17 protein-coding genes are annotated in these 26,044 nt (G+C 70.6%); 12 read left to right on the plus strand and 5 right to left on the minus strand.

What is annotated here, in order from left to right; translation table 11 throughout:
* Positions 1-116 precede the first annotated feature (116 nt).
* The 11 genes from ACT541_RS07510 to ACT541_RS07560 all read left to right on the plus strand — a co-directional run bounded on the left by ACT541_RS07510 (position 117) and on the right by ACT541_RS07560 (position 14,597).
* The gene (locus ACT541_RS07510) at positions 117-1,520 is read left to right on the plus strand and encodes a hypothetical protein (protein ID WP_476135542.1); all 1,404 of its coding nucleotides are present in this window, start codon (positions 117-119) and stop codon (positions 1,518-1,520) included.
* A gap of 169 nt (positions 1,521-1,689) precedes the next feature.
* Positions 1,690-2,802: a c-type cytochrome biogenesis protein CcmI gene (ccmI, locus tag ACT541_RS07515; protein ID WP_476135543.1), complete on the plus strand. Its 1,113-nt coding sequence runs from the start codon at positions 1,690-1,692 to the stop codon at positions 2,800-2,802.
* A 31-nt stretch (positions 2,803-2,833) separates the two neighbouring features.
* Positions 2,834-3,292 carry a cytochrome c maturation protein CcmE gene (ccmE, locus tag ACT541_RS07520; protein WP_476135544.1) on the plus strand — a complete coding sequence of 153 codons (459 nt, stop codon included), beginning with the start codon at positions 2,834-2,836 and terminating at the stop codon, positions 3,290-3,292.
* Between the two features lie 27 nt (positions 3,293-3,319).
* Entirely contained in the window at positions 3,320-5,305 is a 1,986-nt protein-coding gene (locus ACT541_RS07525) for a heme lyase CcmF/NrfE family subunit (RefSeq protein WP_476135546.1), read from the plus strand.
* Positions 5,306-5,310: 5 nt separating this feature from the next.
* Complete coding sequence (locus ACT541_RS07530) at positions 5,311-5,820, plus strand: cytochrome c-type biogenesis protein (RefSeq protein ID WP_476135547.1); 510 nt, start codon at positions 5,311-5,313, stop codon at positions 5,818-5,820.
* A gap of 146 nt (positions 5,821-5,966) precedes the next feature.
* The gene (locus ACT541_RS07535) at positions 5,967-7,529 is read left to right on the plus strand and encodes a Do family serine endopeptidase (RefSeq protein WP_476135549.1); all 1,563 of its coding nucleotides are present in this window, start codon (positions 5,967-5,969) and stop codon (positions 7,527-7,529) included.
* Between the two features lie 120 nt (positions 7,530-7,649).
* Positions 7,650-8,330 (plus strand): response regulator transcription factor, encoded by a 681-nt coding sequence (locus ACT541_RS07540; protein ID WP_476135550.1) that lies wholly within the window; start codon positions 7,650-7,652, stop codon positions 8,328-8,330.
* Positions 8,327-9,769, plus strand: a complete 1,443-nt coding sequence (locus tag ACT541_RS07545) for a sensor histidine kinase (protein ID WP_476135552.1) — start codon at positions 8,327-8,329, stop codon at positions 9,767-9,769. Before ACT541_RS07540 ends, ACT541_RS07545 begins: the two co-directional genes overlap by 4 nt.
* 114 nt (positions 9,770-9,883) lie before the next feature.
* A complete protein-coding gene (locus tag ACT541_RS07550) occupies positions 9,884-10,600 on the plus strand; it encodes a carbonic anhydrase (RefSeq protein ID WP_476135554.1) in 717 nt (238 codons plus the stop codon).
* Between the two features lie 225 nt (positions 10,601-10,825).
* The gene (locus ACT541_RS07555; RefSeq protein ID WP_476135555.1) at positions 10,826-13,804 is read left to right on the plus strand and encodes a bifunctional [glutamine synthetase] adenylyltransferase/[glutamine synthetase]-adenylyl-L-tyrosine phosphorylase; all 2,979 of its coding nucleotides are present in this window, start codon (positions 10,826-10,828) and stop codon (positions 13,802-13,804) included.
* A 148-nt stretch (positions 13,805-13,952) separates the two neighbouring features.
* A complete protein-coding gene (locus tag ACT541_RS07560) occupies positions 13,953-14,597 on the plus strand; it encodes an EF-hand domain-containing protein (protein WP_476135557.1) in 645 nt (214 codons plus the stop codon).
* A gap of 84 nt (positions 14,598-14,681) precedes the next feature.
* Here ACT541_RS07560 and ACT541_RS07565 read toward each other — a convergent pair whose 3' ends face one another.
* The 4 genes from ACT541_RS07565 to ACT541_RS07580 form a co-directional block, all read right to left on the minus strand.
* Entirely contained in the window at positions 14,682-17,057 is a 2,376-nt protein-coding gene (locus tag ACT541_RS07565) for a sensor histidine kinase (RefSeq protein ID WP_476135559.1), read from the minus strand.
* A 169-nt stretch (positions 17,058-17,226) separates the two neighbouring features.
* Positions 17,227-19,872 (minus strand): aminopeptidase N, encoded by a 2,646-nt coding sequence (gene pepN, locus ACT541_RS07570; protein ID WP_476135561.1) that lies wholly within the window; start codon positions 19,870-19,872, stop codon positions 17,227-17,229.
* Positions 19,873-20,008: 136 nt separating this feature from the next.
* Positions 20,009-20,716, minus strand: coding sequence for a response regulator (locus ACT541_RS07575; protein WP_476135563.1), 708 nt, complete (start codon positions 20,714-20,716; stop codon positions 20,009-20,011).
* Positions 20,713-22,257 carry a sensor histidine kinase gene (locus ACT541_RS07580; RefSeq protein ID WP_476135565.1) on the minus strand — a complete coding sequence of 515 codons (1,545 nt, stop codon included), beginning with the start codon at positions 22,255-22,257 and terminating at the stop codon, positions 20,713-20,715. Before ACT541_RS07580 ends, ACT541_RS07575 begins: the two co-directional genes overlap by 4 nt.
* A gap of 184 nt (positions 22,258-22,441) precedes the next feature.
* On the opposite strand from ACT541_RS07580, the gene ACT541_RS07585 reads away from it, so the two are divergent.
* On the plus strand, positions 22,442-24,382 hold the full coding sequence (locus ACT541_RS07585; protein WP_476135566.1) for a potassium transporter Kup: 1,941 nt from the start codon (positions 22,442-22,444) through the stop codon (positions 24,380-24,382).
* Positions 24,383-24,465: 83 nt separating this feature from the next.
* Here ACT541_RS07585 and ACT541_RS07590 read toward each other — a convergent pair whose 3' ends face one another.
* On the minus strand, positions 24,466-25,824 hold the full coding sequence (locus tag ACT541_RS07590; RefSeq protein WP_476135568.1) for a sodium-dependent transporter: 1,359 nt from the start codon (positions 25,822-25,824) through the stop codon (positions 24,466-24,468).
* Between the last annotated feature and the right edge of the window lie 220 nt (positions 25,825-26,044).

Consider the following 26,044-nt stretch of genomic DNA (forward strand, 5'->3'; position numbering starts at 1 on the left):
CCGGATCTCGTGCGTGCGTCCCGATCCTCGCCTTGCCGCGAGCATCGCCCGCTGATGCGCGGGTCTCCGGTGGCTGGCCGCCCGCCCGGCGGTTCCGACGATCGACGGAGAGCGCGATGCCCGATCCGGGGCTCCTCACTGCCAAGGTCCGCACCTACATGGACGCGCTGTCGCCGCAGGCCCGCGCCATGCTGGGCCGCTCGCTGCGCGCTTCCGATCGGCTGGAAGGCGCCGCCGAGATCGTGCTGAAGGCGATCGACGGTTTCGAGGCGGTGGGCGAACCCCAGGTCTCCGTCGCGACCGGCGGCGAGCCCTGGGCCGTGCGCCTGGAGCGCGCCTTCTTCGCCCCCGTCGCCCCCTTCGTCGAGGACGAGGACATCGTCGCGCTGCCGGTCTGCCGCATCCCCCGCCGCGCCGTCGTCCGCATCTGGGCCTGGATCCGCCGCGATCTCGCCCCCGCCGCCTGGGAACGCGCGCTCGCCGCCGATCCGCTCGACGCCACCGCCGATGCCGCGCCGATCGCCCGCAAGCTGCGCCGCGAGGTCGCGACCGCGCTCGCCGAGACGCTGCGTCGGATCGCCGCCGATGCCAAGGCGCGCCAGAAGTTCGCCGGCCAGTTCGGCGGCGAGGCCGGCTTCCGCGCCGTGACCGACGTCGCCCACGTGCTCCAGCACGAGGCCGCCTTCGCCAATCTCTTCGGCCAGATTCCCGGCAATCTCACCGTCCACGACGCGACCGAATCCTCGCGCCTGTTCGATGCCGTGCGCGTCTCGCTCGAGCAGGGCCTGCTCGGCGGCGACTGGATCGCCGCCTCCGTCCTGACCCGCACCACCAATCCGGCGGTGCTCGCCCATCTCGCCTGCCGGCTCGCCGGCTCCAACGATCCGCGCCTCGTCTCCGGCAGCCGCTGGGCGCCGCTGGTCGAGGCGGTGGTCGGCCGCATCGATCGCCACGCCGCCCGCGCCGCCGCCCGCGGCAACGACGAGGCCGCCCGCGAGGCCTTCGTCGCCGACCTGCGCGCCTATCACGACCTCACCCGCATGCTCGAACTGGCGATGCCGGTCGACAACGTCGCCGCCTGGTTCCGCCGTCTCGCCAATGCCCGCACGGTGATGTCGCAGACCGTCGCCGGCCGGCTCGAGACCGCGCCGGGCCTCGTCCGCCGCGCCCTGATGCTCGACGATCGCGGCAGCTGGGGCGGTCGTTTCGATGCCGCCGACGTCGCCGAGGCCGAATTCGCCGTCCGCATCGCCCTCGAGGCCAAGGCCGCCAGCGACAGCCTCGCGCTGCACGAACTGGTCGGCCGCTGCCGCAAGCAGATCGAGGCGACGCTGGAACTCGTCTCGTCGCGTCTGCTCGAGGAGATGCGCTCGCCGGCCCATCGCGACCGCGCCGACCTCGATCGGGCGGTCGAGGCCGCGATCCGTCTCTGCGCCCTGGTCTTCGGCGAGGACCACGCCGCCGTCCTGCGGCGCAGCCGCGATCTGGCGGCGGAAAAGACGCTGCGCGCCGCCGGCTGAGATTCGTTCCACCGTTTGACCACGGTCAACATCTCGTGCGCGACGATGGGTTACGCACTCGGACCATTGCCGTCTCCGGTCGCCGCGGGTATCTCCCTTCGACCGATCGGAAGAGAGCGCCTGACGAACTCTCGCGCGGCCGGTGGAACGAGGAGCGGTTGTCGGCCCGATGTTGATCTGGATTCTGTTCGCCGGCCTGACCGCCGTCGCCGTGCTCCTCCTGCTCGCGCCGCTGGCGCGCGGCCGCGTCGCCACGACCGATGACGGCGACGTCGCGGTCTATCGCGACCAGCTCGCCGAGGTCGATCGCGACCGCGAGGCCGGGCTCGTCGGCGAAGCCGAAGCCGAAGCCGCCCGCGCCGAGATCGCCCGCCGCCTGCTGCGCGCCGCCGCCCGCACCGATGCCGCCGCCGACGGGGCGCCGAGCCGGCGCTCGCGCGTCGCCGCCGCCCTCGCGGTGGTGCTGGTGCCGGCGATCGCCGTCGGCGGCTATCTCCTCGTCGGCCGCCCCGACATGCCCGACGCGCCGCTCGCCGCCCGGATCGCCGCCGGCGCCGGCGACCAGTCGATCGAGGCGCTGATCGGCCGCGTCGAGGCCCATCTCGCCGCCAACCCGGACGACGTCCGCGGCTTCGAGGTGGTGGCACCGGTCTACATGCGGGTCGGCCGTTTCGACGACGCCGTCCGTGCCTGGCGCACCGCCATCCGCATCGGTGGTCCGAGCGAACGCCGCCTCGTCGGTCTCGCCGAGGCCCAGGTCGGTGCCGCCGACGGCACCATCGGCGCCGACGCGCAGGAGAGCTTCCGCGCCGCGCTGGCGATCGAGCCGAAGTCGGTGCTCGCCCGCATGTATCTCGCCGCCGCCCTGTCGCAGGAAGGCAGGCTCGCCGAGGCCGTCGCCGCCTGGAAGGCGCTGGTCGCCTCCGGCACCGACGCCGACCCGTGGCTGGAGACGGCGCGGGAGGAACTCGCCAAGGTCGAGGCCGCCGCCTCCGGCAAGCCGGTGCCCGCCGCGCCCGGCCCGTCGACCGCCGACGTCGAGGCGGCGCAGGGCATGACGGCCGGCGATCGCGAGAAGATGGTCGCCGACATGGTCGGCCGTCTCGACGAGCGCCTGAAGACCTCCGGCGGCTCGATCGACGAATGGGAACGACTGGTGCGCGCCTATCGCGTGATGGGCCGGACGGCCGATGCCGACGCGGCGCTCGCCCGTGCCCGCTCGGCGCTGGCCGCCGACCCCGCCGCCGCCGCGCGTCTCGACGCGCTCGGCGCGGCGAAGTGAACGACAGGGAAACGGGGAAGGACGGCCCGACATGACCCGCAAACAGAAGCGACTGAGCCTGATCGGTTTCGCCGGCGCCGTGCTGGTGGTCGCCGTCGGCCTCGTGCTCTTCGCGCTCGACGACAAGATCACCTTCTTCACCTCGCCCTCCGACGTGGCATCGGGCATGGTGAAGCCCGGTCAGCGCCTGCGTCTCGGCGGTCTCGTCGAGGAGGGTTCGGTCGAGCGGACGGGCTCGACGGTGCGTTTCCGCGTCACCGACGGGGCGAAGTCGATCCCGGTCAGCTACACCGGCATCCTGCCCGACCTCTTCCGCGAGGGTCAGGGCACGGTGGCGGAAGGCAAGGTCGGCCCGGACGGGCTCTTCGTCGCCGACAGCGTGCTCGCCAAGCACGACGAGAAATACATGCCGAAGGAAGTGGCCGACGCGCTCAAGAAGTCGGGCCATTGGCAGGAAGAAGCCGGAAAGGGCATGCCGAAGACCAACTGAGGTCTTCGGGTGCGAGGAGGAAACGGCATGATCGTCGAAGTCGGACACTACGCGCTGGTCCTGGCGCTGGCGCTGGCCATCGTCCAGTCGATCGTCCCGATCTGGGGCGTGAAGAGCGGCGACGAGCGGCTCGCCGCGGTGGCGGGTCCCGCCGCCTGGGGCCAGTTCCTCTTCGTCTCGATCGCCTTCGCGGCGCTGACCTGGGCGCACGTCACCTCCGACTTCTCGGTCGCCAACGTCTTCGAGAACTCCCACTCGCAGAAGCCGATGATCTACAAGATCTCCGGCGTCTGGGGGAACCACGAGGGCTCGATGCTGCTGTGGGTGGCGATCCTCGCCTTCTTCGGCGCCATGGTGGCCTGGTTCGGCCGCAACCTGCCGCGCGGCCTCTACGCGACGGTGCTCGGCGTCCAGGCCTGGGTGGCGCTCGCCTTCTACCTCTTCGTGCTGCTGACCTCGAACCCCTTCGCCCGCATCATGCGCGCGCCGATGGAGGGTCGCGACCTCAACCCGATCCTGCAGGACCCCGGCCTCGCCATCCATCCGCCGCTGCTCTACCTCGGCTACGTCGGCTTCTCGATCGCCTTCTCCTTCGCCGTCGCGGCGCTGATCGAAGGCCGCATCGACGCCGCCTGGGCGCGCTGGGTGCGGCCGTGGACGCTCGCCGCCTGGGTGTTCCTGACGCTCGGCATCGCCATGGGCTCCTACTGGGCCTATTACGAGCTCGGCTGGGGCGGCTGGTGGTTCTGGGACCCGGTCGAGAACGCCTCGCTGATGCCCTGGCTCGCCGGCACGGCGCTGCTGCATTCGGCGATCGTCATGGAGAAGCGCGACGCGCTGAAGGTCTGGACCATCCTTCTCGCCATCCTCACCTTCTCGCTGTCGCTGCTCGGCACCTTCCTGGTGCGTTCGGGCGTGCTGACCTCGGTCCATGCCTTCGCCACCGATCCGGCGCGCGGCGTCTTCATCCTCGGCATCCTGGTGCTCTTCGTCGGCGGCTCGCTGACGATCTTCGCCGCGCGGGCCGGAACGCTGACCAAGGGCGGCCTCTTCGCCCCGATCAGCCGCGAGGGCGCGCTCGTCTTCAACAACCTGTTCCTGACGGCGGCCACCGCCGCGGTCTTCGTCGGCACGCTGTGGCCGCTGCTGCTCGAGGCGACGACGGGAGCGAAGATCTCGGTCGGCGCGCCCTTCTTCGAGATGACCTTCGGTCCCCTCATGGTGCCGCTGCTGCTCGCCGTGCCGCTCGGACCCTTCCTCGCCTGGAAGCGCGGCGATCTCGCCGCCGTCGCCCAGCGTCTGGCGGTCGTCTTCGCCGTCGCCATCGTCGGCACGCTCGTCACCTGGTGGGCGACCCGCGGCGGCCCGGTTCTGGCGCCGCTCGGCATCGGTCTCGGGCTCTGGCTGTCGCTCGGCGCGCTCGCCGAACTCGCCTTCCGCGTCAAGCTCTTCGCCGAACCGGCCGTCGCCCTGCGCCGCGCGAGCGGCCTGCCGCGCTCGGCCTGGGGCACGACGCTCGGCCATCTCGGCCTCGGCCTGATGATCTTCGGCATCGTCGCCGAGAGCGCCTGGAAGATCGAGCACGTCCTGGTGATGAAGCCCGGCGACACCGTCCAGATCGCTCGCTTCGACGTGACCTTCACCGAGCAGCGGGACATCACGGGGCCGAACTTCGATGCGGTCGTCGGCCGCTTCGTGGTGAAACAGGGTGGCCACGAGGTCGCCGTCCTCGAGCCGGCCAAGCGCACCTATCGCACCCGCAAGATGCCCACCACCGAGACCGCCATCGCCACCTTCGACGGCTTCTCCCAGCTCTACCTCGCCATGGGCGAGCCGCAGGGCGGCGGCATGGCCATGCGCATCTACTGGAAGCCGCTGGTGCTGCTGATCTGGATCGGCTGCCTCGTCATGTCGATCGGCGGCACCATCTCGCTGACCGACCGGCGCCTGAGGATCGGCGCACCGACGCCGACCCGGCGTGCGAGCGGCGCCATGCCCGCCGCGGCCGAGTGAGGGAGATGTCCACGATGCTCTCGAACGCGCTGCGCCGCCCGCTCCTGACCCTGTCGCTCGCCCTGCCGATGATCGTCGGCGGCGCGGCGCTCGCCGTCCAGCCCGACGAGATGCTCGCCGATCCGGCGCTCGAGGCCCGTGCCCGCGCCGTCTCGGCCGAGCTGCGCTGCCTCGTCTGCCAGAACCAGTCGATCGACGATTCCGACGCGCCACTCGCCAAGGATCTGCGCATCCTGGTCCGCGAGCGCATCATGGCCGGCGACGACGATCGCGCGGTGAAGAACTGGCTGGTCTCCCGCTACGGCGAGTTCGTGCTGCTGAAGCCGAGCTTCTCGCCGCACAACCTGATCCTCTGGCTGTCGCCCTTCGCCATTCTGGCGATCGGCGGCGTCGTCGCGATGCGGACGATCCGCCGCCGCGGCGCCCGCGGGGCCACCGCCGAGGCGCCGCTCAGCGCCGAGGAGAGCGAGCGTCTCGCCCGCATCCTCGCCGAGGAGCCGAAGGATCGCTCCTGAGACGACGAAACGCGGCGGCGGCTTCATTACCGAGATTTAATCCCGGCGCCATGGCGCGGTAAGGCGACGGCTCCCATCTTTCGAAGCACGGAAGGCTTCCCCCCCGGCCCTCCGACGAGACTTCGAATTCGATGAGAGCACCCCCGATGAACGACTTCGCCCCCAAGTCCTCGCCGATCTTCGATCGTACCGCACGTCGCAAGACCATTGCCGCCGGCGCCGCGTCGCTGGCGGTGGTCGGCATGCTCGCCTCCGTCCCGCTTCTCGGCCGCACGCCGGTCGCCCATGCCGAGACGCCGGTCGTCGCCCCCAATCTCCTCTCCTTCTCCTTCGCGCCGGTCGTGGACAAGGTCCGCCCCGCCGTCGTCTCGATCCGCGTCAAGGCCGAGGCGACCCCGCGCGAGAGCCTCGCCGAGACCTTCCCCGACCTGCCCGAGGGCGGCCCGCTCGATCGCTTCTTCCGCGAGTTCGGCGGCCCGCGCGAATACGGCCCCGGCAGCCGCGGCTGGGGTCACGGCCCCGGCAAGGGCTTCCGCCACGGCGGCGAACGCGTCGTGTCGCAGGGCTCCGGCTTCATCATCGCCGCCGACGGCAAGGTCGTGACCAACTTCCACGTCGTGAAGGGCGCCACCTCCGTCACCGTGGTGACCGAGGACGGTGCCGAATACGACGCCAAGGTCGTCGGCTCCGACGAGAAGACCGACGTCGCGCTGCTCAAGATCCAGGGCGACAAGAAGGACTTCCCGACCGTTCCCTTCGCCGCCGGCGACGTCCGTCCCGGCGACTGGGTGCTGGCGGTCGGCAATCCCTTCGGCCTCGGCGGTTCGGTCACCGCCGGCATCGTCTCGGCCCGCGGCCGCGAGATCGGCGCCGGCCCCTACGACGACTTCCTGCAGATCGACGCGCCGATCAACCGCGGCAATTCCGGCGGTCCGACCTTCGACCTCCAGGGCAACGTCGTCGGCATGAACACCGCGATCTTCTCGCCCTCCGGCGGCTCGGTCGGCATCGGCTTCGCCATTCCCTCGGCCACCGTGCAGAAGGTCATCGCCCAGCTCGAGAAGGGCGGCGAGGTGGTGCGCGGCTGGCTCGGCGTCGCCATCCAGCCGATCAACCGCGACGTCGCCGACAGCCTCGGCCTGAAGGACGCCCGCGGCGCGCTGGTCTCCCAGATCCAGCCCGGGACCCCGGCCGCCAAGGCCGGTCTCGAGGCCGGCGACGCCATCCTGACGCTCGACGGCCGGCCGCTGAAGAACTCGCGCGACCTCGCCCGCGTCGTCGCCGGCTACGAACCCGGCGCCAAGGTCAAGCTCGGCATCGTCCGCAAGGGCAAGGAGCAGACCGTCGAGGTCGAACTCGGCCGCATGCCCAAGGATCTCGGCGCCAAGATCGGCCAGTCGGCGCCCGACGACGGCGCGGCGGCGACCTCGCTCGCCGCCCTCGGTCTGGCGCTCGCGCCGGCCTCCGAGGTCGGCGTCTCCGGCGGCGGTGTCGCCGTGGTCGACGTCGATCCCGACGGCCCCGCCGCCCAGCGCGGCATCAAGCCGGGCGACGTGGTGCTCGACGTCCAGGGCCGCACCGTCGCGACGGTCGCCGACGTCAACGAGGCGATCCGTGCCGCCCGCAGCGAGGGTCGCAAGGCCGTGCTGCTGCGCGTCAAGACGCAGGACGGCGTCCGCTTCGTGCCGCTGCCGCTGGCGGTGCGCTGACGCGATCCTCCGCCCGGGGGAACTCTTCCCCCCGTGTACCCCGTTTCCTCGGGTCGGAGGTCCGGTCGGCGGTGGAGCGAAGGCTCCGCCGCCGACCCCTTTTCAGCTAGAGTATCCCCCATGCGAATCCTCATCGTCGAAGACGACCGCGAAGCGGCCACCTATCTCGTCAAGGCCCTCAGGGAGGCCGGTCACGTCGTCGAGCACGCCGGCGACGGCGACGACGGCGCCCATGCGGTCGAGACCGGCGAGTGGGACGTCGTGGTGATGGACCGCATGCTGCCCAAGCGCGACGGCCTGTCGATCGTCCAGGAGATGCGCGGCCGCGGCGACGACACGCCGGTGCTGGTGCTCTCCGCCCTGGGCCAGGTCGACGACCGCGTCGACGGGCTCAAGGCCGGCGGCGACGACTATCTCGCCAAGCCCTATGCCGTGACCGAACTCCTCGCCCGCGTCGAGGCGCTCGCCCGCCGCCGTCGCCCCGGCGACGTCGAGACGAGCTACCGCGTCGGCGATCTGGTGCTCGACCGGCTCTCCCACACGGTGACCCGCGGCGGCGAGGAGATCGTGCTGCAGCCGCGCGAATATCGTCTGCTCGAATATCTGATGAAGAACGCCGGGCAGGTGGTGACCCGCACCATGCTGCTCGAGAACGTCTGGGACTATCACTTCGATCCCCAGACCAACGTCATCGACGTCCACATGTCGCGGCTGCGCGCCAAGATCGACAAGGACCGCGACCGTCCGCTGCTGCACACCGTGCGCGGCGCCGGCTACATGGTCCGCGAGGCGGCGAAGTGAGCGCCGCGGCCGTGACCGCGATCCCGCCCCCGACGGAGGCCCCCGGGCGCTGGGCGGCGCTGAAGCGGCTGTTCCGCACCACGGCGGTGCGCCTGTCGCTGCTCTATCTGGTGGTCTTCACCGCCTTCTCGCTGTTCCTGGTGGTCGCCGTCACCCACGACGCGACGCGCGTGCTGACGCGGCAGATCCACGAGGCGATCGACGCCGACGTCGACGCGCTGCAGGACCAGTACCGCGACGGCGGCATTCTGCGCCTGATCGATGCTCTCGACATCCGAACCCGCCGCCCCGACGCCGGTCTCTTCTACGTCGTCGACCCTTCCGGCAATCCGATCGCCGGCAACGTCGCCGAACTGCCGCCGTCGGCGCTGGCCGACCTCACCGACGATCCCCATGCGATCGACTACGTCCGCATCGAGGACGGCCGCGACATCCGCCACGTCGCGCTGGTGCGCGCCTTCGCGCTCGACAACGGCTTCCGCGTGCTGGTCGGCCGCGACATCGGCGAGCGCGAGCGGCTGCGCGGCGTCTTCCGCAAGGCCTTCCGCTATGTCGCGGGCCTGATGGTGGTGATCGCCGGCCTGACCTGGTGGTTCCTGTCGCGGCGGGTGCTGAAGCGCATCGATCAGGTCTCCGCCGCCTCGCGCCGCATCGTCGAGGGCGATCTCTCCGGCCGTCTCGCCGTCACCGGATCGGGCGACGAGTTCGACCGCCTCGCCGTCGGCCTCAACGAGATGCTGGAGCGCATCGGCGAGCTGATGGGCGGGGTGAAGGGCGTCTCCGACGCCATCGCCCACGACCTCAAGACGCCGTTGACCCGGTTGCGCAATCGCGCCGAACAGGCGCTGCTCGCCTCCGACGCGACCGGCCCCCATCGCGACGCGCTGGAAGCGACGCTCGAGGAATCCGACGCGCTCATCCGCACCTTCGACGCGCTGCTGATGATCTCCCGCGTCGAGGCCGGCCGTGCCTTCACCGCCGCCGACCCGGTCGACGTGGCGCAGGTCGCGGCGGAAGTCGCCGAACTCTACGAGCCGGTCGCCGAGGACGAGGGCGGAAGCCTGACGCTCGCCGCCTCCGGGCCGCTCGCCGTCAGCGGCAACCGCGAACTGATCGCCCAGGCGCTGACCAATCTGGTCGACAACGCCCTGAAACACGGCCGACGCGGCGACCACGCCCCCGCCGTGACGATCTCCGTCGGTGCGGTCGCGGGCCGGGCGGTGATCCGCGTCGCCGACGACGGCCCCGGCGTGCCCGAGGCCGATCGCGCCCGCATCTTCGAGCGCTTCACCCGGCTCGAGGCCTCCCGCACCACGCCGGGATCCGGCCTCGGTCTCGCCCTCGTCGCCGCCGTCGTCCGCCTCCACAAGGGCACGATCGCGGTCGAGGACGCCCGGCCGGGGCTGGCGATCGTCGTTTCGCTGCCGATTTCCGCCTGATCCGAGACGTTTCCTTAGTAGAAATACGACGGAAACGCTTGCACCGCCCTTCCGCTGCGATAGGCTCGACGGGCGGGGTGCGTCGGGGCGCGCCGCCGCGCCGGGAGGATCGTCATGTGTGAACGTTGCACGGGAATGGGTCGAAGGGCGTTTCTGGGTCTGGCGGGTGCCGCCGTGGCCGGTCTGGCGGGGGGCTTCATGGCGAGCCCGGCCCATGCCGCCGGCGGTCCCAAGACGGACCTCACCGCCGATCAGGCGCTCGAGAAGCTGAAGGCCGGCAACGCCCGCTACGTCACCGACGCGCAGGTCTGCGCCGCCGACCTGTCGGGCCAGCGCCATCATGTCACGGCGGGGCAGGCGCCCTGGGCGACCGTGATCGCCTGTGCCGACAGCCGCGTGCCGCCGGAACTGCTGTTCGGCGGTCTCGGCCTCGGCGAGATCTTCGTCATCCGCAACGCCGGCAACCTGATCGACCTCGATGTCGTCGGCACGGTCGAATACGGTGCCGCCGTGCTCGGTTCGCCGCTGATCGTGGTGATGGGCCATCAGCGCTGCGGCGCGGTCGCCGCCGCCTGCGACACGGCGATCAAGAACGCCACCTTCCCCGGATCGATCGGCCAGATGATCGAGCCGATCGTCCCCTCCGCGCTGGCGGTCAAGGACGTGCCCGGCGACATCGTGACCAATGCGGTCAAGGAGAACGCCAGGCGTCAGGCCGCCCGCCTCGTCGAGCGCTCGCCCATCGTCTCGGGCCTCGTCCAGTCGAGCAAGGTGAAGGTGGTCTCCGCCTTCTACGATCTCGATTCGGGCGCGGTCGACTTCGCCGTCTGAGGCGCGCTCGATCCGATCTTCCGGTTCTTCGCGATGATCGCGCGCCGTCCGCGGTGCGCGCTTCCGCGCGTCCGTGCCGCGTCTGACGACTGCGTTCGTCGACGCGGGTCTTACGACTTTCCCCGCGCTTGACCCTCCCGCCCGACTGCCTATCCATTGGGCACCCGGCGGCGCACGCCTCGTCGCGCCGGGCGACCCGGCCCCGCGAGGCGAGACAGAAGAAGAATGAGCGCAGGAAACGCCGAGAAGACCGCCGCCGGACCGCTCCATTCCCGCATTCGCGTCGACATCCGCCCGCCGAACCGCAAGGCGGGGACCCAGGCCTTCGCCCGGGTCGTCGACCAGTCGCGCTTCGCCAGCGACGACGGCGCCCTGACCGAGCTGCTGCGCGAGAGCCCGGCGACGAAGACCTTCCTCGAAGGCGTCTTCGCCAACTCGAGCCACCTCGCCGACCTCGCCACCCGCGATCTCGCCCGCCTCGCCCGTGTGCTCGCCTCCGATCCGGCCGAGCGCATCGACGCCCTCGTCGCCGAGGTGCGGGCGCTCGACACCGCCGACGAGGCGGAGCTGATGATGCGCCTGCGCAAGGCCAAGCAGGAGGCGGCGCTGGCGATCGGCCTCGCCGATCTCGGCGGCGTCTGGGGCACGATGGAGGTGACCGGGGCTCTCACCCGCCTCGGCGACGCGACGCTGTCGGCCGCCTGTCGCTTCTGCCTGCGCGACGCCGCCGAACGCGGCAAGATCGAGCTCGTCGATCCCGCCGACCCCGAAAAGGGCTCCGGCTGGATCCTGCTCGCCATGGGCAAATACGGCGCCTTCGAGCTCAACTATTCCTCCGACATCGACCTCATCGTCTTCTTCGATCGTTCGACGGCCCGGCTCGCGGAGCCCGACGAGGCGGTCGATCTCTTCGTCAAGCTGACGCGGCGCATGTCGAAGATCATGCAGGAGCGCACCGCCGACGGTTACGTCTTCCGCGTCGACCTGCGCCTGCGCCCCGATCCCGGCGCGACGCCGATCGCCATGAACCTCGATGCGGCCTTCCAGTATTACGAGTCGATGGGCCAGAACTGGGAGCGCGCCGCCCTCATCAAGGCGCGCGCCTGCGCCGGCGACATCGCCGCCGGCGACTATTTCGTCAAGGAGATCCGCCCCTTCGTCTGGCGGAAGTATTTCGACTACGCCGCGATCGCCGACGTCCATTCGATCAAGCGCCAGATCCATGCCCACAAGGGCCACGGCGAGATCGCCGTCGCCGGTCACAACGTCAAACTCGGCCGCGGCGGCATCCGCGAGATCGAGTTCTTCGTCCAGACCCAGCAGCTGATCGCCGGCGGTCGTGACCCGTCGCTGCGCGGCCGCGGCACGCTCGCCATGCTCGAGCGGCTGGTCGAGACCGGCTGGATCGAGGCCCGCGTCCGCGACGAGCTGACCGAGGCCTATCTCTTCCTGCGGAACGTCGAGCACCGCATCCAGATGGTCGCCGACGAGCAGACCCATGCGCTGCCCGAGGACGACGAGGGCGTCGACCGCATCGCCCGGATGATGGGCTTCAAGGGGTTGAAGGACTTCGCCCCCGCGCTCCGCCTGCGTTTCGAGACGGTGCAGCGGCACTATTCCCGCCTGTTCGAGAACGCCCCCGAGCTCTCCGCCAACATGGGCAATCTCGTCTTCACCGGCGATCAGGACGACCCCGGCACGCTGGAGACCCTGTCGGGCCTCGGCTATCGCCGCGCCCCCGACGTCACCGCCGCGATCCGCGCCTGGCACTTCGGCCGCTATGCCGCGACCCGTTCGACGGTCGCGCGCGAGCGCCTGACCGAGCTGACGCCGGTGCTGCTGGCGACGCTCGCCGGCACCGACAATGCGGATGCCGCCTTCTTCGCCTTCGACCGGCTGGTGGCGAAGCTGCCGGCCGGCGTGCAGATCTTCTCGCTGCTGGTCTCCCACCCCTCGCTGCTCGATCTGATCGCCGCGATCATGGGCGCAGCCCCCAAGCTCGCCGAGACCATCGGCCGCCGCCCGCGTGTGCTCGACGCGCTGATGGAACCCGCCTTCTACGATGGTGTCCCCGAGGAGGCCGATCTCGAACGCCGCCTCGCCACCTCCTTCGAGGAGGCGCGCGACTACGAGGACCTGCTCGATCGCGCCCGCGTCTTCGGCCAGGAGCAGATCTTCCTGATCGGCGTGCGCGTCCTGACCGGCACGCTCTCGGCGATCCAGGCGGGCGCCGCCTATGCGACGCTCGCCGGCGTGCTGGTGCGCGGACTGCTCGCCGCCGTCGAGGCGGAATTCGCCAAGGCGCACGGCCGGGTCGCCGGCGGTGCCGCGGTGGTCGTCGCCATGGGCAAGCTCGGCGGCCGCGAGATGACGGCGTCGTCCGACCTCGACCTGATGCTGCTCTACGACTTCGACGAGAGCTGCGACATGTCCGACGGCGAGCGGCCGCTCGCCCCGTCGCAGTACTACATCCGCCTGACCCAGCGCCTCGTCGCCGCACTCTCCGCCCCGACGGCGCAGGGGCTCCTCTACGAGGTCGACTTCCGCCTCCGCCCCTCCGGCAACAAGGGGCCGATGGCGACGCGTCTGTCGAGCTTCGAGCAGTATCACGCCGAGGAGGCCTGGACCTGGGAGGCGATGGCGCTGACCCGCGCTCGCGTCGTCGCCGGCGATGCCGCCTTCGCCACCCGCGTCGAGGCGGCGATCCGCACCGCCCTCGTCCGCCGCCGCGACGCGGACAAGCTGCGCGCCGACGTCGTCGAGATGCGCGGTCTGATCGCCGAGGAGAAGGGCACGACCGACCCCTGGGACATCAAGCAGATCCCCGGCGGTCTGGTCGACGTCGAGTTCCTCGCCCAGTTCCTGATGCTGCTGCACGGTCCCGACGATCCGGCGCTGTTCTCGACCAACACCGGCGTCGCCCTCGATCGGCTGGCGGCGGCGGGCCACCTCTCGGCGACCGACCATGATCTCGTCGGCCCGGCGCTGCGGCTCTATCAGGGCCTGACCCAGACGCTGCGCCTCGCCTCCGACGGCGCCTTCGTGCCGAAGGAGGCACCGCGCGGCCTGATCGACCTCTTGACGCGGGTCGGCGAGTTGCCGGATTTCGGCACGCTCGCAGCCCATCTGGCCGAGACCGAGAAGGCCGTCCACGAGGTCCACGAACGCATCGTCGGCAAGGCGAGGAAGCGCGGGCGGAAGTGACACCCGCGCGGGAGCCTTCTCGTATGAACGAAGTTTAATCCGGCCGCAAAGTGCCCGAAAGGTTGCGGCCTCTAGTGTGATCTTCGAAGCGAGGGCGCCCTCTCCCCCCGGGGCGAAACGTTCCCCCTCCCTCGCCACGGAGACGACCATGAAGACCCTGACCAAGATCCTCCTCGGCGCCGGCCTCCTCGCCACCGCGGCCGGCGGCGCGGCCTATGCCCGCGGGCCGATGGGCTGCGGACCGGACGGCCCGATGGCCGGTCCGATGGGTGGCCCGATGGGCGGACCCGGCGCGGGTCCGATGCGCGGCGCCTTCCTCGACAAGCTGTTCGATCGCCTCGACGCCGACAAGGACGGCACCGTCACCCTCGCCGAGGCGATGAAGATGGTCGACGAGCGCTTCGACAAGATCGACGCCAACCACGACGGCACCCTCGACAAGGCCGAGATCGAGAGCTGGATCGGCCGCCGCGGCGGCGAGAAGGCGGTCACCCGCTTCCTCGAGATCCACGACCTCGACGGTGACGGCAAGGTCACCAAGGCCGAGTTCGAGAAGCCCTTCAAGAAGCGCTTCGCCCTGTTCGACCGCAACGACGACGGCAAGATCACCAAGGACGAGGCCAAGCTCGCCATGGCCGCCATGCACGGCGACTTCGGCATGGGCGGTCCCGGTCGCCATCACGGCTGGGGCATGCAGGGCCCCGGCATGCGCTGGAACCAGGACGGCCAGCCGCCGATGCCCGGCGCCGGCCAGGGCCCCGGCGCTACGGTGCCGCCCGCTCCGGCCAAGTGAACGATCACGTCTGCACACGAGAAAGCGGCGCCGGGGGCAACCCCGGCGCCGTTTCGCATGTCGATCCCGTCGACCTCGGTGTGGTCAGGCTGCGCGCGAGGTGTCCTTGCTCGCGCCTTCGGTCTTCGCCGCCGTCCGGCCGCCGAGCGGGAAGGTCAGTTCGACCGTCGTGCCGACCTCGGGCGTCGAGGCGATGGTCATGGTGCCGCCCTGCAGCTCGACCAGGCTGCGCGCGATGGCGAGGCCGAGGCCCGAGCCCTTGTGCGTCTTGGTGAACTGGTTCTCGACCTGGACGAAGGGCTGGCCGAGCCGGGCGATGTGCTCGGCCGAGATGCCGATGCCGGTGTCGACGATGGCGATGCGAATGGCCGTGCCGTCCGACCGCGCGGTGAGCGACACCCGGCCGCCGTCCGGCGTGAACTTGATGGCGTTGGAGAGGAGGTTCAGCACCACCTGCTTCACCGCGCGGCGATCGCCGTCGAGCGCGAGGCCCGGCTGGACGTCGTGGGCGACCTCGATCTTCTTGTCGTCGGCGGCATGCGCGATGATGCGGCCGGCCTCGGCCAGGATCTCGTCGAGCGGCACCTCTTCGTGCGCCAGCTCCATGCGGCCCGCCTCGATCTTCGACATGTCGAGGATGTCGTTGATGACGTTGAGCAGGAACATCCCCGAGTGGTGGATGTCACGGCTGTATTCGGCGTACTTGTCCGGCCCGAAGGCGCCCATCATGCCGCCCTGGCTCATGATCTCGGAGAAGCCGATGATCGCGTTGAGGGGCGTGCGCAGTTCGTGGGAGATGTTGGCGAGGAAGTCGGACTTGATCCGGTTGGCCTCCTCGGCGCGCACCTTCTCCTCGGAATATTTCTCGGCGAGTTCGACCAGCTGCTGCGCCTGGATCTCGAGCTTGCGACGCGAGGAGCGCAGGTCGAGGACCGTGCCCATCAGCCGCTTCTCGCTCTCGACGAGCTTCTCCTCGTGGCGCTTCAGCGGCGTGATGTCGGTGCCGACCGAGACGAAGCCGCCGTCCTTGGTGCGCCGCTCGGAGATCTGCAGCCAGCGGCCGTCTTCCAGTTCGGCCTCGAAGGACGACGAGCCGTCCTCCGTCGCCTCCTCCGCCGGCGGGTGACGCACCAGCGGTTGGCGGGCGATCTCCATCACCTGCGAATAGGGCGCGCCGGGGCGGATGTCGCTTTCGCCGAGGCCGTGCAGCTGCTGGTACTTCGAATTGCACATGACGAGGCGGTTGTCGGCGTCCCACAGCACGAAGGCTTCCGAGATCGTCTCGATCGCGTCGCGCAGGCGCAGGTCGGCGGCGACGGTGGTCTCGACCAGCCGGCGATGCTCGGTGATGTCGGCGGCGATGCCGACGAGATGGCGCGAGCCGGTCTCGGTGCGGTCGACCACCTCGGCGCGGACGCGGAACCACAGCCAGCTGCCGTCGGCCTTCTTCATGCGGAAGGCGCGGTCGAGCGTGTGGATCTCGCCGGTGAGAAGCCCGCCGGCGAAGCTGGCGAAATCGACGTCTTCCGGGTGGACCAGCTTGGCGACGTCGCCGAAGCCGACGAGGCCGGAGCCGTCGGCGTTGTCGAGGCCGAGCATCTCGAACATCGAGGCCGACCAGTAGAAGCGGCCGCGCGCCAGATCCCAGTCCCAGAAGCCGCAGCGGCCGCGCTTGAAGGCGGTCTCGGTGCGGGCGGTGGCGAGAGCATGCAGCGCGTCGGCGGAATTGGCGCGGATCACCTGGGCGAAATAGGCGTAGGTGAGCACGAGCAGGATGACGGCGGTGAAGGCGAAGAGCGTCAGCGTCGAGCGCAGGTTGCGCCGCCAGTCCTCGTAGATGCCTTCCTCCGGCTGATGCACCGCGACGCTCGCGGAAGCGCCTTCGGCATGGGCGAGCGCGGCGATGGCGCGGCTGCCGTCTGCGAGCGTCAGGCCGATCGCCCCGGCCTTGGCGCCGAGCGTCGTCAACGGCTGCGCGGTGCCGAGCACGTCGTCGAGGGGCTTGCCTTCGAGCCGCTTGTCGGCGGGATGGGCGACGCGGATGCGGCCCTCGGCGTCGGCGACCAGGATGCGGCGGCCGTCCGCGGTGGCATGGACGGGAAGTTCGGCGACGAGCGGGCGGACGATCGCGTCCCATCCGGCGTCGGCGATCCGGTCCTTGGCCTGATCGATGCCGCGGGCGAGCGTCGAAGCGACGAGGGCGGTCTGGTCGCGGGCGGCGTCTTCCAGCGCCTGCCGCGTCTCCATCATCCCGACGAGGCGCGTCAGCGTCATCATCGCGACGAAGGTGACGATCAGGACCGGGATCGAACGTCGGAGCCAGGGCTCGGCCTTGAGCACCTGCCGATAGGTGGGACTGGCGAGATGGTGGGCGTGTCCCTCGAGGCGTGGGGGCCGCGCGAGCGTACCCCAGGCAAACGGAATCCATGCGGATGCACGGGCAGAGCCGGCCTGCGCCATGGTGGGAACCCCCCGGTCGATTGGAGTGAAATCGAGCGGCGAAAACCCCCACGCGTCGCTCGAATCACCCTCATTTGAATCGACCGGAATCGGGTTGTCCAGTGCTTCCACGCGGCATGGGGAGTTTCCCGAATCCCGTGGAAAACCGCAATTTTCCGGCGACGTAGAGTCAGCCGAGCGAGCGCTCGGCGATGTCGGCGACGTCGCGCGACAGACCCGCCGTCGCCGCCACCCGCTTCAGCTCCGCCTCCGCCCAGGCCCGCCGCCGCGGCTCCAGCGCGCGCCACGACCGGAAGGTCGACAGCAGCCGCGAGGCGAGGTGCGGATTGAGCCGGTCGAGCTCCAGCACCCGGTCGGCGACGAAGACGTAGCCGGCGCCGTCTGGACGGTTGAACTGGGTCTGGTTGCCCGAGGCGAAGGTGGTGATCAGCGCCGTCACCCGGTTCGGATTGGTGATCGCGAAGGAGGGGTGGCCGGTCAGCGCCTTCACCCGGTCGAGCGTGCCGGCAAGCGGCGCCGTCGCCTGCACCATCAGCCACTTGTCGATCACCAGCGGGTCGTCGACGAAGCGGGCGTGGAAGTCGGCGAGGAGCTCGTCGGCGCGGGGCTGGCCGCGACCGACGGCGATGGCGAGCGCCGCCAGCCGGTCGGTCATGTTGTCGGCCACGTCGTAGGCCTCGGCGACGAGGGAACCCTCGTCCTCGATCGCCAGATAGTCGAGCGCGGCATTGCGCAGCGCGCGGCGGCCGGCGGCGGCGGCATCGGGCGAGAACGGGCCGCTCGCGGTGGTCTTCGCCCAGACGTCGGCGAAGACGGTGCGGCCTTCGCGGGCGATCAGCCCACGAAGGCTCCGGCGCGCCGCGAAGATCGCGTCCGGATCGACGTCGACGGCGATCTCGCGGGCGACGTCGGCCTCGGTCGGCAGCGCCACCGCGAGCGCCCGGAAGCTCGGCTCGAGCGACGGCTCGCCGGCGGTCCGCACGATCGCCTCGACGATGCGCGGATCGAAGCCGGGCTCGCGCCCGGCGCGGATCGTGGCGGTCGCCTCCATCAGGCCGGCGAGCGCCAGCCCCTGGATCGCCTGCCAGCGATTGAAGGGATCGACGTCGGTCGCCGCCAGATGTGCCTGATCGGCGACGTCGAGATTGGTCGAGAGCCTGACCGGCGCCGAGAAGCCGCGCAGCAGCGACGGCGCCGGGCGGGCGGTCAGTCCCTCGAAGACCACGTCGTGATGCGGCTTGTCGAGGACGATGACGTCGCCCCGGACCGTCGCCCCGGAAATGCGCGCCGCATGCATGTCGGTGCCGTCGGGGCCGACCAGCCCGAAGCGCACGGGGATCGGGATCGCCGACTTCACCGGCTGTCCCGGCGTCGGCGGCACGGTCTGGTCGAAGGCGATCGAAAGGCGGCCGCTCGCGGCGTCCCACTGGATCTGGGCGATCACTTCCGGCGTGCCCGACTGGGTGTACCAGAGCATGAAGCGCGAGAGATCGACCGTCGTCCGCTCGGCGAAACAGGCGACGAACTGCTCGACGGTCGCCGCCTCGCCGTCGTGGCGCTCGAAATAGAGGTCCATGCCGGCGCGGAAGTCGTCGGCACCGACGAGCGTCTTCAGCATGCGGACCACCTCGGCGCCCTTCTCGTAGACGGTCGCCGTGTAGAAGTTGTTGATTTCCTTGTAGACGTTCGGCCGGCACGGGTGGGCGAGGGGGCCTGCGTCCTCGGGGAACTGATGGCTCTTCAGGAGCCGCACGTCGGCGATGCGCTTGACCGCACGCGAGCGCTGGTCGGCCGAGAACTCCTGATCGCGGAAGACCGTCAGGCCCTCCTTGAGGCAGAGCTGGAACCAGTCCCGACAGGTGATGCGGTTGCCGGTCCAGTTGTGGAAATACTCGTGCGCGATCACGCCCTCGATGTTGGCGTAGTCGGTGTCGGTCGCCGTCCTGGGGCTCGCCAACACGTATTTGTCGTTGAAGATGTTGAGACCCTTGTTCTCCATCGCACCCATGTTGAAGTCGGACACGGCGACGATGTTGAAGACGTCGAGGTCGTACTCGCGCCCGAAGGCCTCCTCGTCCCAGCGCATCGAGCGCTTCAGCGCATCCATCGCCCAGCCGGCCTTCTCGCCGCGGCCGTGCTCGACATGGATGCCGAGCGCCACCGTCCGCCCCGAGGCGGTGACGAACGTGTCTTCCGCGACGTCGAAGGTGCCGGCCACCATGGCGAAGAGATAGGCGGGCTTGGGGAAGGGGTCGTCCCAGATCGCATAGTGGCGATCGGCGCCGACGTCGCCCGTCTCGGTCGGATTGCCGTTGCCCAGCAGATGACGCGCCGACGCCTTCGGCGCCTCGATGCGGGTCCGGTAGACCGCGAGAACGTCGGGACGGTCGTGGAAATAGGTGATGCGGCGGAAACCCTCGGCCTCGCACTGGGTGCACCAGTTGCCGGACGAGCGGTAGAGGCCCATCAGCTTGGTGTTCTCGGCCGGCTTCAGCCGGGTGACGAAGGTCAGGCGGAAGGGCGCGGTCGGCGGCGCCTTCAGCGTGAAGCCGGTGGGGCTCGCCTCGTAGGCCTCGGGGGCGAGCGTCGCGCCGTCGAGGGCGACCGAGACGAGATCGATCTCGTCGCCGTCGAGCACCAGCGCGGTGCCGGCCGGGGTCTCGGGACGGGCGGAAAAGCCGATCTCGGCGGTGACGATCGTCTCCGCCTCGTCGAGGTGGAAGTCGAGGAAGACGCCGTCGATGCGATGGGGCGTCGGCCGATAGTCGGCGAGCCTGACCATTCCGTCCGCCCGCTGTTCGCTCGCGCCGCTCATGTCGTCTTCTCCGTCGTCGTTCCGAATGCTTCGCCGATGCGAAGGGTCTCGATACCCGATCTCGTCCTGCGGCGCACCATGGATCCGCCGGTCGCCCCCCGTCGTTGACGTCGATCATCGCGCGGATCGGTTTCGCTCACACCCGGTCGGGCGCGACGTTCATGCGATAGCCGACGCCCGGTTCGGTGACGATCGCCGCCGGGGCGGCGGGATCGTCCTCGAGCTTCTGGCGCAGCTGGCCGATGAAGACGCGCAGATACTGCGTGTCCTCGACATGGCCGGCACCCCACACCCGGGCGAGCAGCGCTCGATGGGTCAGGACGCGCCCGCCCGCCCGCATCAGGGCGACGAGCAGGTCGAACTCCTTCGGCGTCAGCTTCACCGCCTCGCCGGCACGGGTGACGCGATGGGCGTCGACGTCGACCTCGAGGTCGCCGCAGCGCAGTACGTTCGCCACCGTCTCGCCGCGCCCGCCGGCCCCGGCCCGGAGCGCGACGCGGATGCGGGCGAGCAGCTCGCCGATGCCGAAGGGCTTGGCGACGTAGTCGTCGGCGCCGAGGTCGAGGGCGGCGATCTTCTCGATCTCCTCGCCGCGCGCCGAGAGCACGATGATCGGCGTCTCGGAATGGCGCCGCATCAGGGTGATGACCTCCTTGCCGTCCATGTCGGGCAGACCGAGGTCGAGCACGATGACGTCGGGGGCGTGGGCGCGCGCCGCCGCCAGCCCCTCCGCCCCGTCCATGGCGCGGATGACGTCGTAGCCCGCCGCCGCGAGCGCGGGTTTGAGGAAGCGCTGGATCTGGGGTTCGTCGTCGACGACGAGGATCTGCGGTCGGCGCGTCACGTGCGTGTCCCTCCCGTCTCGGCGGGTGTCGTGGGCATTTCGGCGGCGAGGCGGATGGTGACACGCGTGCCCGGTACGGCCTGCGTGCGGCTCTCCACCGCAATCGTCCCGCCCATCGCCGCGACCACCCGCGTCGCGATCTCGAGCCCGAGGCCGCCGAGGCGCTTGCCGCCCCCGCCGCTGGTCTCCGGCAGGCGCTTCTCGAACAGTCTCGCGATTTCCTCCCGCGACATGCCGCGCCCGGCGTCGACCACGTCGATGGCGATCGCATCGCCGTCGCGCCGGACGACGATGTCGATCGGCGTGTCGGGCGGCGAGGCTTCGCAGGCGTTGGCGCCGAGATTGAAGATCACCTGTTCGAGCAGGATGGCGTCGCCGCGCACGCTCGCCCCGCCGGCAGGCCGCGCCGCGCGGACGGTTCGGCCGGGATGGACGCGGCGCAGGTGGTCGGCCGCCGCGACGCCGACGTCGCCGGGATCGATCCAGTCGCGCCGCACGTCGAGCCCGGCCTCCAGCCGGGTCAGCACCAGCAGGTCGCCGACGAAGCGGGAGAGCCGGTCGGTCTCTTCTTCGATCGCCTCGAGCAGGTCGGCGCGGTCCTCCGGCTCCATCCGGTCGCCGAGCTGGCGCAGGCTGGTGACGGAACCGAGGATGGTGGCGAGCGGCGTGCGCAGGTCGTGCGAGATCGAGGAGAGCAGCGCCGAGCGCAGCCGTTCCTGCTCCGCCGCCGCCGTCGCCGTGGCGCGCTCCTCGGCGAGACGCAGGCGCTCGAGCGCGATCGCCGCCTGTTCGAGCAGCGCCGTCAGGCCGGGATCGTCCTCCTCGCGCACCGCCGCGTCGAGGCCGATCACGCCGACCACCCCGTCGGCGGTGGCGAGCGGTCGCAGCCGGCGGGCGCCGACCAGACGCGCCGCCGGCCGCGCCTCGGCGAAGATCGCGGCGATCGCGTTCACCTCGGCCGCGTCGGGCGCGACCGCCTCCGGCCAGCCGTCGGTGCGGATCCGGCCGGTCTCGTCGCGGTCGTGCAGGACGACGGCGCCGTCGACGCGGGCGGCGACGTGACGCACGACGAGGCTGCGGATCGCCGCGCCGTCGCCGGTGGCGCCGACCCGTTCGGCGAAGTCCTTGAGCATGGCCAGCGTGTCGGCCCGCCGCCGGGCGTCGTCCGCCGCCTCGCGCAGCCGGCCCGCGAGGCTGCCGGTGACGATCGCGGCGATGAGGAAGACGCCGAGGGCGAAGACCTCGCGCGGGTCGTCGACGGCGAAGGTGCCCTTCGGTTCGACGAAGCCGAAGTCGAAGGCGAAGAAGGCGGAGAAGGCGGCGAGCAGTCCCGCGAGCGGCCCGAAGAAGGCCGCCGCCGCCAGCACCGCGACGAGGAAGACCGAGATCACGTAGGCCGGCGGCAGCACCGTGCCGAGATGCAGGCCGATCCAGGTGGCCGCGCCGAGGATTCCGAGCGTGCCGACGAGTGCCAGGACCGGTCCGGCGCCCGGCGTGCGGGGGCGGTCGGCGGGCAGACGCGGAAAGTCGGGCGGTGGCAAGGGCATCTCCTCGGCGAGTCGGCCCCATCTTGATCGCGACGGCGGCGAAGGGGAACCGGGGAGGCGGTCGAACCCGGCGTCCTTATGAAATCCTTATGGCGCCGCCCCCGCTTCGCCATCGCATCCTTACGCCCGACGGCGCATCTCGACGGTCGGACCCTTCCCTCCTCGCGAGACCCCGACCATGACGTCGATCCCCTCCGGCGAAATCCTCCACCCCGCCGATCCCGTCGCCCCGACGGATACCGCGCCCGTCGCCGCGCCCGGCCATGTGCTCGGCCAAGCCGGCATGCTCGCTGCCCTCGGCGTCGTCTTCGGCGACATCGGCACCTCGCCGATCTACACGCTCGACACCGCCTTCAAGTCCGGCGTCCTCGCCCCCGAACCGGCGCAGGTCACGGGCTTCCTGTCGTTGATCGTCTGGTCGCTGATCGTCGTCGTCGGCATCTGGTACGCGACGCTGGTGATGCGGGCCGACAACCACGGCGAAGGCGGCATCTTCGCGCTGATGGCGCTCGCCGGTCGCGCGGCCCCGGGCAAGGCCGCACTCGTCGCGGCGGCGGGCGTGATCGGCGCCTCGCTCTTCTACGGCGACGCGGTCATCACTCCGGCCATCTCGGTGCTCTCGGCGGTCGAGGGCCTGGAGGTGCTGGCACCGTCGCTCGAGAGCTTCGTCCTGCCGCTCGCCATCGTCATCCTGACGGCGCTCTTCGCCGTGCAGAAGGGTGGTGCCTCCAAGGTCGGCGGCTGGTTCGGTCCGATCATCCTCGTCTGGTTCGCCGTCCTCGCGGTGACCGGCGCGATCCAGATCGCCGCCCGTCCCGAGGTCCTCGCCGCGCTCGACCCGCGCGCCGGTCTCGCCTTCCTGATGGAGGCCGGTCCGCTCGCCCTCGGCATCCTCGCGGTGGTCGTCCTCGCGGTGACCGGCGGCGAGGCGCTCTACGCCGACATGGGCCACGTCGGCCGCACCGCGACGCGCAAGGCCTTCGCCTTCGTCGTCGCGCCGGCGCTGATCGTCAACTATCTCGGCCAGGGCGCCTGGGCGTTGAACGAGGCCGCCGCCGGCCGCTCGGTCGACGGACCCTTCTTCCATCTGGTGCCCGAGACACTGGTGATGCCGCTGATCCTCATCGCCACCGTGGCGACGGTCATCGCCAGCCAAGCGGTCATCTCCGGCGCCTTCACGCTGACCCATCAGGCCGCCCATCTCGGCTTCTGGCCGCGCATCCGGGCACATCACACCTCGGCCGCCGAACGCGGGCAGGTCTATGTCGCGTCGGTCAATGCGCTGCTCTTCGTCGGCGTCATCGCCATCGTCGTGCTGTTCCAGAAGTCCGAACGCCTCGCCGAGGCCTACGGTTTCGCCGTTACCGGCACCATGGTGGTGACGACGCTGCTCGCCTACCTCGTCGCCCGCGGCGTCTGGGGCTGGGGCCGGCTGCACGCCTTCGCCGTCGTCGCGGTCTTCACCGCCGTCGTCTCGGCCTTCTTCGTCGCCTGCGCCACCAAGATCCTGCACGGCGCCTGGCTGCCGGTGGTGATCGGCGCCGGTCTGGTGCTGATCATGGCGACCTGGCGTGCCGGCCGCCTGCGGCTCGCCGCCCGCCGCCGCTACGAGGGCGTCGCCGTCGCCGTGGCGCTCGGCGCCCTGCGCAGCCCGCGGGTCGAGGCGGTGCGCGGCACCGCCGTCTATCTGATGGAAGACCCGCTGCTCGCCCCGCGCGCCTTCCTCCACAACCTGAAGCACAACAAGTGCGCCCACCGCCAGATCGTCTTCCTGTCGGTGCGCACCGTCGACGAGCCCTGGCTCGAGAACGAACAGCGCATCGCCGTCCACGAGCTCGCCGACGGGGTCGCCCGTCTCGACGTCGCCTTCGGTTTCATGGAGACCCCGGACATCCCCGAGGTGCTGGCCGGGGCGCAGGCGCTCGGCGTCCACGTCGACCGCAAGGACCTGTCCTTCTTCGTCTCGCGCGCCCATCTCGTCGAAGGCGAGACGACCGGCCCTTGGGCGATGGTGCGCGGCCTCTTCGTCTTCCTCTATCGCAACCAGGCCGATCCGGCCGAGTACTACCGCATCCCGGCCGGCCGCATCGTCGACCTCGGGGCGCAGATCACGGTGTGATCGCGGGGCATCCGCCGAAACGAAGAACGGAGCGGGGCATCGCCACCGCTCCGTTCGCTTTTTCCGTCCCGTCGAACCCGGCCTCAGAACACCTTCAGCCCGTTCAGCAGGATGATCGCGATCGCCACCGGAGCGACCCAGCGCACCAGGAAGAAGGCGGTGCGGATCGACGCCCGGGCGAGCGGCGAGCCCTCCGCCGCCATGCGCTTCTCCGGTTCGGCGAGGCCGTGGACCCAGCCGACGAAGATCGCGATCAGGATGCCGCCGGCCGGCAGCAGCACGTTCGACGACAGGAAGTCGAAGAGATCGAACGGGTTCATGCCGAAGATCTTGGTCTCCGCCGTCAGGCTCTGCGACAGCGCCGCCGGCACGCCGAGGAGACCGATCATGACGATCGTGGTCACCGCCGCCGTCTTGCGGCGCATGCCGAAGCGCTCGATCAGCACGGCGACCGGCACCTCGAGCAGCGACAGGATGGCGCCGACGCTGGCGATCGCCGTCAGCACGAAGAACACCGTCATGAAGATCGTGCCGCCCGGCATCGAGGTGAAGACCGCCGGGATCGTCATGAAGACCAGCGACGGACCCGCCGCCGGCTCGAAGCCGAAGGCGAAGACCGCCGGGAAGATGGCGATGCCGGCGAGCAGCGACACCGACAGGTCGGCGAACATGACGCGCGCCGCGGTCGCCGGGATGTTCTGCTCGGGGCGGAAATAGCTGCCGTAGGTCAGCATCGTGCCCATGCCCAGCGACAGCTTGAAGAAGGCGAGGCCGAGCGCGGTCAGGACGACCGCCGGCGTGATCTTGGCGAAGTCCGGGTCGAACAGGAAGGCGAGGCCCTGGCCGGCGCCGTTGAGCGTCAGCGACCGCACGCAGAGCACGACCAGCAGCACGAAGAGCAGCGGCATCAGCCGCCGCGCCACCGCCTCGATGCCCTTGGAGACGCCGAAGGCGATGATCGTGCCGGTGATCGCCAGCACCACCCATTGCCAGACCAGCGAAGCGACCGGATCGGAGACGAGCTTGCCGAAGGCGACCGCCGCGACCTTGGGGTCGACGGTGGCGATCTCGCCGGTCATCGCCTTGAAGACATAGGCATAGACCCAGCCGGCGACCTCCGAATAGAAGGCCATGATCAGCAGCGCCGCGGCGAAGCCCATCCAGCCGATGATCTTCCACCAGCCCTGGCCCTTCGGCGCCAGCCGGTCGAAACTCGTCACCGCGTCGGCCCGTGCCGTGCGCCCGAGCATGGTCTCGGCGATCATCACCGGCAGGCCGACCAGCAGCGTCGCGCCGAGATAGACCACGAGGAAGCCCGCGCCGCCGTTCGAGCCGGTGAGCGAGGGGAACTTCCAGATGTTGCCGAGGCCGACCGCCGAACCGAGCGTCGCGAGCAACGCGCCGAAGGTGGTGGTGAATGCGTCGCGATTGTTCCCGGTCATGCCGTCGCCCCGCTGTCGCGGCGGCTGCCCGAGCGTGGCTCCGCCGGTGGTTTCGTTCGAGGATGGGCTGATACCAGCAATCACCTTTCGCGCCAATCGGTGAATACCGCAAACGCCTTCCGTTTCATCGCGTATGCCGCGACGATTTCGCCGCATGCGCCGCATTTCGTCTTTCGTCGGGGCCACGACTGTCGGCCAGCCGACAGCACGGGTGTCGCGC

This window comes from Pinisolibacter sp. DMC100 (assembly GCF_056313705.1).

Coding starts and splice junctions, on each gene's coding strand:
- ACT541_RS07510 (WP_476135542.1), top strand. CDS start 117: ATGCCCGATCCGGGGCTCCTCACTGCCAAGGTCCGCACCTACATGGAC.
- ccmI (WP_476135543.1), top strand. CDS start 1,690: ATGTTGATCTGGATTCTGTTCGCCGGCCTGACCGCCGTCGCCGTGCTC.
- ccmE (WP_476135544.1), top strand. CDS start 2,834: ATGACCCGCAAACAGAAGCGACTGAGCCTGATCGGTTTCGCCGGCGCC.
- ACT541_RS07525 (WP_476135546.1), top strand. CDS start 3,320: ATGATCGTCGAAGTCGGACACTACGCGCTGGTCCTGGCGCTGGCGCTG.
- ACT541_RS07530 (WP_476135547.1), top strand. CDS start 5,311: ATGTCCACGATGCTCTCGAACGCGCTGCGCCGCCCGCTCCTGACCCTG.
- ACT541_RS07535 (WP_476135549.1), top strand. CDS start 5,967: ATGAACGACTTCGCCCCCAAGTCCTCGCCGATCTTCGATCGTACCGCA.
- ACT541_RS07540 (WP_476135550.1), top strand. CDS start 7,650: ATGCGAATCCTCATCGTCGAAGACGACCGCGAAGCGGCCACCTATCTC.
- ACT541_RS07550 (WP_476135554.1), top strand. CDS start 9,884: ATGTGTGAACGTTGCACGGGAATGGGTCGAAGGGCGTTTCTGGGTCTG.
- ACT541_RS07555 (WP_476135555.1), top strand. CDS start 10,826: ATGAGCGCAGGAAACGCCGAGAAGACCGCCGCCGGACCGCTCCATTCC.
- ACT541_RS07560 (WP_476135557.1), top strand. CDS start 13,953: ATGAAGACCCTGACCAAGATCCTCCTCGGCGCCGGCCTCCTCGCCACC.
- ACT541_RS07565 (WP_476135559.1), bottom strand. CDS start 17,057: ATGGCGCAGGCCGGCTCTGCCCGTGCATCCGCATGGATTCCGTTTGCC.
- pepN (WP_476135561.1), bottom strand. CDS start 19,872: ATGAGCGGCGCGAGCGAACAGCGGGCGGACGGAATGGTCAGGCTCGCC.
- ACT541_RS07585 (WP_476135566.1), top strand. CDS start 22,442: ATGACGTCGATCCCCTCCGGCGAAATCCTCCACCCCGCCGATCCCGTC.
- ACT541_RS07590 (WP_476135568.1), bottom strand. CDS start 25,824: ATGACCGGGAACAATCGCGACGCATTCACCACCACCTTCGGCGCGTTG.